The organism is Pseudomonas sp. GW460-12-10-14-TSB1, assembly GCF_017349775.1.
Taxonomy (GTDB): domain Bacteria; phylum Pseudomonadota; class Gammaproteobacteria; order Pseudomonadales; family Pseudomonadaceae; genus Aquipseudomonas; species Aquipseudomonas piscium.
The window spans coordinates 1-11,267 of the sequence record NZ_JACNAC010000099.1 but is presented as its reverse complement, the minus strand read 5'-3'; the positions used below and the strand labels follow the sequence as shown (position 1 = coordinate 11,267).

Annotated in this window: 11 protein-coding genes; 3 read left to right on the top strand and 8 right to left on the bottom strand. The window is 64.5% G+C overall.

The genetic code is table 11. The features are described 5' to 3' along the window. The 4 genes from J4D52_RS29865 to J4D52_RS29850 form a co-directional block, all read right to left on the bottom strand. Positions 1–576: SDR family NAD(P)-dependent oxidoreductase (locus J4D52_RS29865; RefSeq protein ID WP_207272218.1), on the bottom strand; the 576-nt coding region annotated here is incomplete at its 3' end. A gap of 12 nt (positions 577–588) precedes the next feature. Continuing rightward, positions 589–1,929 carry an MFS transporter gene (locus J4D52_RS29860; protein ID WP_102678195.1) on the bottom strand — a complete coding sequence of 447 codons (1,341 nt, stop codon included), beginning with the start codon at positions 1,927–1,929 and terminating at the stop codon, positions 589–591. A gap of 28 nt (positions 1,930–1,957) precedes the next feature. Continuing rightward, entirely contained in the window at positions 1,958–2,848 is an 891-nt protein-coding gene (locus tag J4D52_RS29855; protein WP_102678194.1) for a polysaccharide deacetylase, read from the bottom strand. A gap of 46 nt (positions 2,849–2,894) precedes the next feature. Continuing rightward, positions 2,895–4,253 (bottom strand): amidase, encoded by a 1,359-nt coding sequence (locus J4D52_RS29850; RefSeq protein ID WP_102678193.1) that lies wholly within the window; start codon positions 4,251–4,253, stop codon positions 2,895–2,897. Between the two features lie 365 nt (positions 4,254–4,618). Here J4D52_RS29850 and J4D52_RS29845 point away from each other — a divergent pair, with 365 nt between their 5' ends. Both J4D52_RS29845 and J4D52_RS29840 read left to right on the top strand, forming a co-directional pair. Continuing rightward, positions 4,619–5,620 carry a GntR family transcriptional regulator gene (locus tag J4D52_RS29845; RefSeq protein WP_025804408.1) on the top strand — a complete coding sequence of 334 codons (1,002 nt, stop codon included), beginning with the start codon at positions 4,619–4,621 and terminating at the stop codon, positions 5,618–5,620. Between the two features lie 594 nt (positions 5,621–6,214). Then, positions 6,215–6,568: a DUF6124 family protein gene (locus J4D52_RS29840; protein ID WP_063428789.1), complete on the top strand. Its 354-nt coding sequence runs from the start codon at positions 6,215–6,217 to the stop codon at positions 6,566–6,568. A 175-nt stretch (positions 6,569–6,743) separates the two neighbouring features. Here J4D52_RS29840 and J4D52_RS29835 read toward each other — a convergent pair whose 3' ends face one another. Continuing rightward, positions 6,744–7,049, bottom strand: a complete 306-nt coding sequence (locus tag J4D52_RS29835; protein WP_009042529.1) for a ribbon-helix-helix domain-containing protein — start codon at positions 7,047–7,049, stop codon at positions 6,744–6,746. Positions 7,050–7,129: 80 nt separating this feature from the next. Then, positions 7,130–7,711 (bottom strand): DJ-1/PfpI family protein, encoded by a 582-nt coding sequence (locus tag J4D52_RS29830; protein WP_063428788.1) that lies wholly within the window; start codon positions 7,709–7,711, stop codon positions 7,130–7,132. 437 nt (positions 7,712–8,148) lie between these two features. On the opposite strand from J4D52_RS29830, the gene J4D52_RS29825 reads away from it, so the two are divergent. Further along, positions 8,149–9,045, top strand: coding sequence for a DMT family transporter (locus J4D52_RS29825; RefSeq protein ID WP_063428786.1), 897 nt, complete (start codon positions 8,149–8,151; stop codon positions 9,043–9,045). Positions 9,046–9,182: 137 nt separating this feature from the next. Here J4D52_RS29825 and J4D52_RS29820 read toward each other — a convergent pair whose 3' ends face one another. Continuing rightward, positions 9,183–10,400, bottom strand: a complete 1,218-nt coding sequence (locus J4D52_RS29820) for an SAM-dependent methyltransferase (protein ID WP_063428785.1) — start codon at positions 10,398–10,400, stop codon at positions 9,183–9,185. Between the two features lie 228 nt (positions 10,401–10,628). Beyond that, complete coding sequence (locus J4D52_RS29815; RefSeq protein ID WP_025806785.1) at positions 10,629–11,246, bottom strand: TPM domain-containing protein; 618 nt, start codon at positions 11,244–11,246, stop codon at positions 10,629–10,631. Positions 11,247–11,267 lie beyond the last annotated feature (21 nt).

Here is an 11,267-nt window from a genome sequence, read left to right as displayed (position 1 = left end):
GAGGGATTGCGGGGTCTCGATCAACCCCGGGATCACCGCGTTGCAGCGAATGCCGCGCCCTGCCAGTTCCACCGCCAGCGAGCGGCACAACCCCGGCACCCCGGCCTTGGCCGCGGCGTAATGAGCATGCTCCTGCCAGCCGTAGACACCACCGGCAATCGAGGAGATCGCCACCAGGGCGCCGCCCTCGCCCATGTGTTTCACCGCCGAACGGAAGGTACGCATAACCCCGGTCAGATCGACATCGAGCATGGCGTTCCAGGCCGCGTCGGTCATTTCCAGCAGGGGGGCACGGCGCAGCAGGCCGGCATTGGCCACCGCGTAATCGAGGCGCCCAAAGTGCGCCACGGCTTGCTCCGCCAGCGCGTCCACCGAAGCACTGTCGGTGACATCCAATGGCAGCATCAGGCACTGGCCACCCGCTGCCGCCACCAGGTCACGGGTGGCTTGCGGGTCATGGGGGTCGGCGGGGAAATACCCGCCAACCACCGCCACACCGTGGCGTGCATAGGCCACGGCCAGGGCCTGGCCGATGCCGCTGGCGGCACCGGTGATCAAGGCGACTTTCGAAGTCATGGGTAACTTTCCTTATTGAACGGATTCAGGACGCACATGGCGCGCGGCGAACATCAGCGCGCCGGAGAGGAAGCAGGGCAGCGCGCCGAAATACAGCGCCGAGGTCTGCCAGTCGCCACCGGCCGACAGCACCTGGGTCGCGCCGAAGCCCGCCACCACTGCGCCGATCGGACCCATGGCGTGGATGATCGCGCCGCCGGTGGCGCGGATGCTGGTGGGGAAGCTTTCACTAATGAAGAACAGCGCCGCCGAGTACGGGCCGATCAGGAAGAACAGGCCCAGGCTGTACAGCCCCACCACCATCGGCATGTTGCTCGGGCCATAGAGCATCCCGGCGAACGATAGGCCGCCGAGCATCCAGCCCAGGCCGATGACATTGCGCCGGCCGATCTTGTCGCCCATCCAGCCGTGGCACAGGTAGCCGCAGTAGCCCACCAGGTTGGACAGCACCAGGATGATCAGCGAGTTCTCGAAGGAGATGCGATGCACGCTGACGATCACCGACGTGCCGAGCACGCTGAACACCTGGATCGCCGCCCAGTTGAGCAAGATCGCCGCGCCGATCACCAGGGTCGCGCGCCGCGCCGGGCCACGGAAGGCCGCGGCCAGGCCGGCCTTGCTGTGCTCGTCGTAGTCCACGCCGTAGGTAGCGGCAACGGCCTGGGCCTCGCTGACCGACCCGCTCTTGCGCAATTGGTGGATGCGCTGGTGGATCTGGAACTGCGGGCTCTCCTTGAGCTTGCGGGCCATGACTGCGACCACGATGGCTGGGATCGCGGCGAAGATGAAGCAGCCCTGCCAGCCAATGACCGGCAGCAACACCGCGGTCAGGCCCGCGGCGATCAGCGCCCCCACCGGCCAGCCGCCCTGCACCAGGCTGTAGATGAAGCCCCGGCGCTTGGCCAATTGCGGGTCATCGGAAGCCGCGTACAGCTCGCTGAGGTAAGTGGCGTTCACCGTTTCCTCGGCATAGCCCAGGCCGCCCAGGGAGCGGATCAGGATCAGCGGCGACTTGCCCCAGGCGCCGCCGATGGCGGTCAGCGCCGAACAGATGGCCGAGCCGCTGACGGTGAAGATAATGCCCATGCGCCGTCCCAGCCGATCCACCAGCGGGCCGATGGCCAGGGCCACCACCGCCGTGCCCACCGCCACCCAGGTGGCGATCTCTGCCTGCTCCACCTCGCCCCAGCCGAAGTGCCGGCCGATCTCTGGCAACAGGGTGCCGAACAGAATGAAGTCGTACACCGCGAAGACCCAGGCGAAGAAGGCGATCCAGGTGGCGAAGCGCACTTGGTCCGAGGTCAGCTGCTGGGGTTTCCAGCCAGTCAGGTCGAGCTTGTTATAGATAGACATCAATCACGCCTCGATGAAGTGGCCGGGATCAGCGGTTGCGGGGGTTGCGGGGGTTGCGGCGGATAAAGTCGTCGGCGATCTCGTCGAAAGTGACGAAGCGCACGCCGGCATGGCCCTGGATGTGTTCGATCAGGCGCTCGAGCATCAGCAGCACTTGCGGGCGGCCGGAGACGTCGGGGTGGATGGTCATGGTGAACACCGCGTGCTCATGCTCGCGGTAGACCCAGTCGAACTGGTCGCGCCACATTTCTTCCAGGTGACGCGGGTTGACAAAACCGTGGCTGTTGGGCGCTTTCTTGATGAACATCATCGGCGGCAGGTCGTCCAGGTACCAGTTGGCCGGGATCTCCACCAGGTCGGTTTCCTGGCCGCGCACCAGGGGTTTCATCCAGGTGTCAGGGTGCTGGCTGTAGTCGATCTTGGTCCAACTGTCGCCGACCCGCACGTAGTAGGGATGGAAGTCGTTGTGCATCAGGCTGTGGTCGTACTTGATGCCCTTTTTCAGCAGCAGCTCGTTGGTCACCTTGCTGAATTCCCACCAGGGCGCGACGTAGCCGGTGGGACGCTTGCCGGTGACCTGGGTGATCAGCTCGATGGATTTGTCGAGGACGATCTCTTCCTGCTCCGGGGTCATGGCGATGGGGTTTTCGTGGCTGTAGCCATGCACGCCGATCTCATGCCCGGCCTCGGCCACGGCTTTCATCTGCTCGGGAAAGGTCTCCATGGAGTGGCCGGGGATGAACCAGGTGGTGCGCAGGCCATAGCGCTCGAACAGCTTGAGCAGGCGCGGCGCGCCGACTTCCCCGGCGAACAGGCCGCGGGAGATGTCGTCCGGGGAATCCTCGCCGCCGTAGGAGCCGAGCCAACCAGCCACCGCGTCCACATCGACACCAAATGCACAGAGAATTTCTTTAGCCATGAGCGGCCTCCAGTGTTTGCTTGTTGTTGGAAAAGGGTTGTGGGGCTCAGCGGCGCAGCGCCGCTTCCACCGCCAGGGCCGTGGCCAGCAACTGCGTGTCCTCGCCCTGGGGCAGGCTCAGCAGCAGTCCCGTGGGCAGGCCCTGGGCATCGCGGCCGCTGGGCAAGGCCACGCCGGGCATATCGAGGAAACTGCCGGGCATGGTCAGACGCAGGGTCGCGAGGTTGGTGCGAGCGAAGAGCTCGTCGTCGTTTTCAAGCGGCGCCAGGGGCGGCGCCACATGAGCCACGGTGGGCGTGATCAGTAGCGCGCCATCCAGTTCGTCCTGCACTTGTTGCTGCAACTGGCGCCGCGCCTCGTACAGCCGCAGCAGTTGGCTGGCGGGCATCTGCCGGGCGTTTTCCAGGCGCCGACGCACCCGCGGATCAAGCTGCTCGGCGTACTCGCTGTCGAGCAATGGCTGGTGCAGGGCGAAGGCTTCGGCGGCACCGAGCCAGCCCTGTTCCTGGATCAGTTGCAGGGTGACCTGCAGGCCGTGCAAGGGCCGTTGCACTACCACCGCCCCGGCCAGTTGCAGACGTTCGATGGCGACCAGCAGATTGGCCCGCACCGCCACTTCGGTATGGCGGTCGTCCAGCACTTGTAGATCGACCCAGAAGCGTTGCCCGGCGAGGGGGCGCGGCAGCGGCAATTGCCGTGGATCGCCGCCGCGCAGCAAGCCGTCGACTACCCAGGCATCGCGCACGCTGCGGGTCAGCGGCCCGAGGCTGTCGAGGCTGTGGGCCAGGGGAAACACGCCGTCGCGGTCATAGCGCCGGGACGTGGCGCGATAGCCCACCAGGCCGTTGAAGGCGGCGGGAATGCGGATCGAGCCGGCAGTATCGGTGCCCATGGCGATAGGCACGATACCGGCCGCCACCGCCACCGCCGAGCCTGCCGAGGAGCCACCGGGAATCCGTGGCTGGGCATCGCTGTGGGGATTGATCGGAGTGCCGAAGTGCGGGTTCAGGCCGAGGCCGGAATAGGCGAACTCGCTGAGGTTGGTCTTGCCCAGGCTGACCAGCCCGGCACGGCACAACTGCCGCACGCTGGGCGCATCCACGTTGGCCGGCGGCGCATCGCGGCGCACCTGGGCGGCGGCGGTGGTAATGGTGCCAGCCACGTCGAACAGGTCCTTCCAGGCCAGGGGCACGCCGTCGAACAGGCTCAGCGGCTGGCCGTCCCGCCAACGGGCGGCAGCCGCCTCAGCCTCGCGCCGAGCCCGGGCCGGGCACAGGGAAATGAACACATGGGGCGTCGCCTCGGCCAACTCCAGGGCCTGCTCCAGGACCTGGACCGGATCGGTGCGGCCCAGGGCAAAGGCTTCGGCCAGGGCCGTAGCATCGTTCAGCGAATCAGGATGCATGGCTCACTCCGCAAAATCATAAAATGTACTAAATATTAAAATGTACATTTTAACTGGAGCAGGTTCCGTGCCACTTCAAGACAGCGAGAACTTCGCCATCAGCCCAGGAAACCCGGAAATGCACCTGGAATACCGAGCCAGAGAGGGTTGCTGGCAGAAGCCACTCGGAGACCGGCGGAGAAAATCCTCGGCAAAGAATCCTTTAATGAAATAATGTATCTTTTATTAAAAAGTACATTTTAGTGCAGAAAGGTAACACCCCACCAAAGGTGGCCCCAGGACGGGGCAGCAAAATGTGGCACTCAGTGACACTCGGCAACTGTGAGAGAATCCCCGGCCATCGCCGCCCAGCCCCAGAGAAACCAATGAAAGCAGTGTCAGCAGAGGACCCGCGTACCGCATCGCGCTACGCCATGATCCGTCAGGTCTTGCGCGACGCCATCCTCCAGGGCACCGCCCTGCAGGGCCTGGTGCTGTTGGAAGCGCCACTGGCGGAACTGTTTGGCACCAGCAGGGTGCCGGTGCGCAAGGCCCTCGACCTGTTGCACGGCGAAGGCCTGATCAGCCGTTTTGACGGCCGCGGCTACCTGATCAACCCCCAGGGCCTGGAGATCGAACCGCTGCGCCTGCCCCTGAGCCATGCCCACCTGGGGCTGGCCAGCGATGAAGAACTAGTGGACACCCGGCCCCTGGGGGAACGGATCTACGAGGAACTTGGCGGCGCCCTCTCCACCTGCATCGCCTTCGGCCACTTCCGCCTCGACGAACAGGCCGCCGCCGAGCACTACGGCGTCAGCCGCGCGGTGGTCCGTGAAGCGTTGATGCGCCTGCGCGATCGCGGCCTGGTGGAAAAGGAACCCTACTCACAGTGGCTGGCCGGGCCGCTGACCGCCCGGGAAGTCACCGAAGACTACGAACTGCGCGCCTGCCTGGAGCCCGAGGCCCTGCGCCAGAGCGCCCCGGGCCTGGGCCGCGAACTGCTGGAACAGATGCTGGAACGGGTGACCCAGGCCCAGCAGGCCGAGCACTGTGGCCTGGAGGCCCTGGAACGCCTAGAGGAAGACCTTCACCAGCAATGTCTGGGGGGACTGCAGAATCGCAAGATGGCGGCGCTGATCCGCCAGGCCCAGAGCCCGATGATCATCAACCGGATCTTCTACCGCCTGCTGGGCATCGGTGCCGACCCGGCAATGCTCGCCGAGCACCGGCTGATCCTCGAACTGCTGCTGCACGGCGCCTTCGACGCCGCCGCCCTGAACCTCAGGGAACACCTGCAGCGGGCCCGCCAGCGCATGCTGCAACGCCTCAAAGTGCTGTCGGTACTGCCGGAACCGGAACTGCCGGGGTTCCTCAGCAAAATCAGCTGAACCCTGTAGCCGCTGCCGCAGGCTGCGATAGGTCTGCAGGACCTCAGACGATCGCAAGATCACCGCGCGCGCCCCTTCGGGTCGATCGCAGACCTGTAGGAGCGAAGCTTGCTCGCGATAGCGGTGCACCAGACACAACGCATTGCCTGCATCGCCGGCAAGCCTGGCTCCTACAGAAGCCGGAGGTCCTGCGGACCTATCGCAGCCTGCAGCAGCGGCTACAGGTGGTGTTTGTCAGGGAGATGCTGCTGAGCAGTGAAGAGGTTTCGCTTTGTTTTGTAAGGTATTTCCTAGAAAATCCCCAACGCCTTTGAGCGCCTTGTACCCCTCAGATTGATCGGGCAGTCTGCCTGGGTCGCTGCAAAATCAGCGGCCCGGATGTGGAAGTCTGGTTCTGAAGAGCGTGCAATTCGTCTCAATACGAACATCAGTAACTTTCGGTGCTGGTGAAGTCGTTTTATGGCGGCTGTACGTGGGGCACCCTCGGGTGCGCCGGCTCTTCAGTCCCGGTCTTCCACACCTGCGTACGGCTGCCACCTTCTCATGTGGAAGTGAGATCCGGCGGTTCCTTAAACGACTGAAGAGATCAACCTCATGAAAAAGCTCGTCCCCGATCCCCCCCTGCAATCCCCTCGTAAACTGCGCAACCCGGAACTGGATCGCGCCAACGCCAGCCTGATCGCCACCTTGCAAGCCACTCGCCGCCGTCCCTTTGGCCTGCGCGATGGCCAGCACAACCCGCTGTTCGCCGTGCAGCCCGGCGTCAATGCCGAAGACGCGCTGATGCACGTTTCCCTGCTGCTCAAATGCGCCGAGGAGGTTTCCGATGAAATCACCGAACGTGCCAGCGGCATCGAGCGCGGGCTGATCTGGTCCATGGTGCATTCGGTGGAAATGGCCCGGGCGGTGGTGGATGCACTGCTCGATGGCACGCGCCCCGCCGACTGACCCAACTGACTCGGCTGTAGCCGCTGCCGAGCCCCAGCGAGGCTGCGATCGACCGCGCAGCGGGCGCTAAACCAGACAACACCACACATCAGACATACCGCGTCGCCAGGTTTTGCGGGGCTGCGCCCCGATCGCAGCCTCGCCGGGGCTCGGCAGCGGCTACAGGACCACGGGGTTATTTGGTGGCGCTGCGCACCACGCTGAGTTCCGGCGTGGCGCTGCGGCGCTGGCTCAGGTAGCGGGTGCAGCTGACCCGCAGGAACGAGGCGAAATTCACCACCTCACCGCGGTAATCCATCACTTCTTCGTAGAGCTTGGCGATCAGCTGGTTGGTGGTCATGCCATCGACCTCGGCGATTTCGCTGAGGATGTCCCAGAACTGGTTCTCCAGGCGCAGGGTGGTGACCACCCCGCAGATGCGCAGCGAGCGCGAGCGGGACTCATAGAGGATCGGGTCGGCTTTGACGTAGAGCTCGCACATGGTGGGCGCTCCCCTGTTGGAGGTAGGACGATGGCGCTGCTTCCTGACGGGAAGGAAAGCAGCGCCGGCGAGTCATCCGCTTACAGCGTGATCTTGGTGCCCAGCAGGCCGAGGAAACCGGCCAGCCAGCTGGGGTGCGCCGGCCAGGCCGGGGCAGTCGCCAGATTGCCTTGAACGTGGCTGTCCGTCACCGGGATATCGATGTAGGTCCCGCCGGCCAGGCGCACTTCCGGGGCGCAGGCCGGATAGGCGCTGCACTCGCGGCCTTCGAGAATGCCCGCCGCGGCCAGCAGCTGGGCGCCGTGGCAGACGGCGGCGATCGGCTTGCCAGCCTGGTCGAAGGCCTGCACCAGTTGCAGGACTTTTTCGTTCAGCCGCAGGTACTCCGGGGCACGCCCGCCAGGGATCAGCAGCGCGTCGTAATCGACGGCCTCGACCTTGGCGAAGTCGAAGTTCAGGGCGAACTGATGGCCCGGTTTTTCGCTGTAGGTCTGGTCGCCTTCGAAGTCGTGGATCGCGGTGCGCACGGTCTGGCCGGCCTTTTTGTCCGGGCACACCGCATGCACGGTGTGGCCGACCATCAGCAGCGCCTGGAACGGCACCATCACTTCGTAGTCCTCGACGTAATCGCCGACCAGCATAAGGATTTTTTTCGCGGCCATGGAGATGACTCCTCTTCAAGGGAAAACAGGAATGTTCAAGGTAGTCCTTATCCGCGAGGCCGGGTAATAACCCGGTACTACGCCCCATCCCGGAAACGCCTAAACACCCCGGCCGCTTGCCCGCGATCAAGGCAGCGCGGATTACCTGACACATCGCGTTATCGTTTATCGCGAGCAAGCTTCGCTCCTACAAAGAAGCACAATCCATAACACCTGTAGGAGCGAGGCTTGCCCGCGATAAAGGCACCGCGGATTGCCTGGCACACCGAGTTATCGTTCATCGCGGGCAAGCCTCGCTCCTACGGAAAAGCATGCCCCCGCCGCCCCGGGGGAGGCGAACTGTACGGACAACTCTGCGTACAGCTGTAACAGGGGGCTAAGGCGGGTTTATGGCTAGATAACGCACCTGCCCTTCCCTATAAAAAACGGTTGTCATCATGTCTTCCCGCGAAAACACCGGCATGGCCCTGGGCCTGCTCGGCGTGGTCATTTTCAGCCTGACCCTGCCCTTCACCCGCATCGTGGTGCAGGAACTTCACCCACTGCTCAACGGCCTGGGACGGGCGCTGTTCGCGGCGATCCCGGCGGCGCTGCTGTTGCTCTGGCGGCGGGAAAAGTGGCCGACCTGGCATCAGGTCAAGGGCCTGAGCCTGGTGATCGCCGGGGTGATCCTGGGCTTTCCGGTGCTGTCGGCCTGGGCCATGCAGACCCTGCCGGCGTCCCACGGCGCGCTGGTCAATGGCCTGCAACCCCTGTGCGTGGCGCTGTACGCGGCGTGGCTGTCCCATGAGCGGCCGTCGAAAGCCTTCTGGGGCTGTGCCGCGCTGGGCAGCGCCCTGGTCCTGGGCTACGCGCTGATCAGCGGCGCCGGCAGTATCCAGGGCGGCGACTTGCTGATGCTCGGGGCGATCGCGGTCGGCGGGCTGGGTTATGCCGAAGGTGGCCGGCTGGCCAGGGAGATGGGCGGCTGGCAGGTGATCTGCTGGGCGCTGGTGCTGTCGACGCCGCTGTTGATCGGCCCGGTGTGGTACCTGGCGGCGCAGCATCAGGGCGCGGTCTCGGCGAAGACCTGGTGGGCCTTCGGCTACGTGGCGCTGTTCTCGCAGTTCATCGGCTTTTTTGCCTGGTACGCCGGGCTGGCCATGGGCGGCATCGCCCGGGTCAGCCAGATCCAGCTGCTGCAGATCTTCTTCACCATCGCCTTCTCGGCGCTGTTCTTCGGCGAGCAGGTGGAACCGGTCACCTGGCTGTTCGCCGTCGGCGTGATCCTTACCGTGATGCTGGGGCGCAAGACCGCTGTACACCCGGCGCCGCTGGCCACCGCAAGACTGTAGCCGCTGCCGCAGGCTGCGATCGACGGCGTAGCCGGCGCAAGGGCGGTATCCCGGCCCTGTCAGATGTAGCGCGTCGCCTGGTTTTGCGGCCCCTGCGGTGCCGAGCGCAGCCTGCGGCAGCGGCTACAGGAGCGAGGTCAGCTCAGGTAGCCGTCGGCCCGCAGCAGGGTTTCCAGGCAGTGCTCGCTGATGTGATAGAAGGCCTTGAGCTCGCCGATCTTCGCCAGCAGTTGGGTCGGGTCCTGGGGTTCCGCGCGTTTGACCGCGAGGATCATCTTGTTCTTGTTGGTGTGTTCCAGGGAGATGAATTCGAAGACCTTGGTCTCGTAGCCGCAGGCTTCGAGGAACAGCGCGCGCAGGCTGTCGGTGACCATCTCCGCCTGCTGGCCCAGGTGCAGGCCGTATTGCAGCATCGGCTTGAGCAGCACCGGGCTCTGCATCTGCGGGCGGATCTGCTTGTGGCAGCACGGCGAGCACATGATGATCGACGCGCCGGAACGAATGCCGGTGTGGATCGCATAGTCAGTGGCGATATCGCAGGCATGCAGGGCAATCATCACGTCCAGCTCGCTCGGCGCCACGCTGCGCACGTCGCCGCATTTGAACTCCAGGCCCTGATGGTCCAGGCGCGCCGCCGCGGTGTTGCACAGGGTCACCATGTCTTCGCGCAGCTCGACGCCGGTCACTTGCCCTTGCGCCTGCAAGGTGTTGCACAGGTAGTCGTGGATGGCGAAGGTCAGGTAGCCCTTGCCAGAGCCGAAGTCCGCCACTCGCACCGGCTGTTGCAGGTCGATCGGCGATGAACTCAGCGCATGGCTGAAGACCTCGATGAACTTGTTGATCTGCTTCCACTTGCGCGACATCGCCGGGATCAGCTCGTGCTGCTTGTTGGTCACCCCCAGGTCGGTGAGGAAGGGCCGGCTCAGTTCCAGGTAGCGGTTCTTCTCGCGGTTGTGCTCGGCGGACGGCACTTCGCGCTGCTGCTGGGCCTTGCCCTTGAACAGCGAGCTTTTGCCCTTCTTGCTGTATTCGAGCTGCACTTCATCGGTGAGCGACAGCAGGTGCGCGTTCTTGAACGACACCGGCAGCAGCCCGGCGATCAGCGCCACACCTTCGCCGAGGGGGAAGTTCTTGGTGATGTCGCGGGTCTTGTAGCGGTAGACGAAGGACAGGCACGGCTGCTCCTTGACCGTCAGTTGCTTGATGATCAGCCGCTGCAAATCCGCCTCGGCCCCCACATGCTTGGCCAGCACCAGTTTGATAAAGGCGTTCTGCGCCAGACTGGTTTCCAGCAGTTCGAGAAACTGGGCGTGATGATCCGGCGCAAGGCTGGCGGGGGTTGCGGTTGCAGACATGTAAAAGACGCCTCGGGCGATGCGGGGTGTGAATCGGGGAATGGCGGGTATTTTAGGGGGGATGGCCCGCCGGGGCACGGAGTTATTTACCCGGCGGTGCAGATTCTGCGGGAGTGGGCCTCCTGTAGCCGCTGCCGAAGGCTGCGTAAGGTCAGCAGGACCTCCAGCGATCTTGAGAACGCCACGGCCTTTCGGTCGATCGCAGCCTTCGGCAGCGGCTACAGAAAATCAGGCCAGGACCACCAGCCGGTTGGGCAGCTCGTTGCGCACGTGGGTCACCGGCACATGCACCTTGAGCAGTTCGCCGCAGGCCTCGATGCAGTTGATGAAACCTTGCAGGGTCTGCCCCTGTTTCACCTGCTGGGTGAAGGCCTGGACGATGGCGTCCCAGGTCTTGTCGTCGAGGCGCTTGGAAATGCCCTCGTCCACCAGGATCTCCACATAGCGCTCTGCTTCGCAGACGAAGATCAGCATCCCGGTGCTGCCGACGGTATGGTGCAGGTTCTGTTCGAGAAACTGGCGGCGGGCCAGGTTCGAGGCGCGCCAGTGGCGTACCGAGCGCGGGATCAGGCGGGTGGTGATCCGTGGAATGCGGAACACCAGGCAGAGCAGGATAAAGGTCGCCCACTGCACCAGCAGCAACAGGTGCATGCTCATCCAGCCGGTGGCGTAATGCACCACGCCCGGCACGATCAGCGCCAGCAGGCTGGCCCAGAGCAAGGGGATATAGGCGTAGTCGTCGGCGCGGGCGGCCAGCACGGTGACCAGTTCGGCATCGGTCTGCTGTTCGACCCGGGCGATCGCCTCGGCGACCTGCCGTTGTTCGTACTCACTCAGTAGTGCCATGTCTTCCCATACTCATCGATT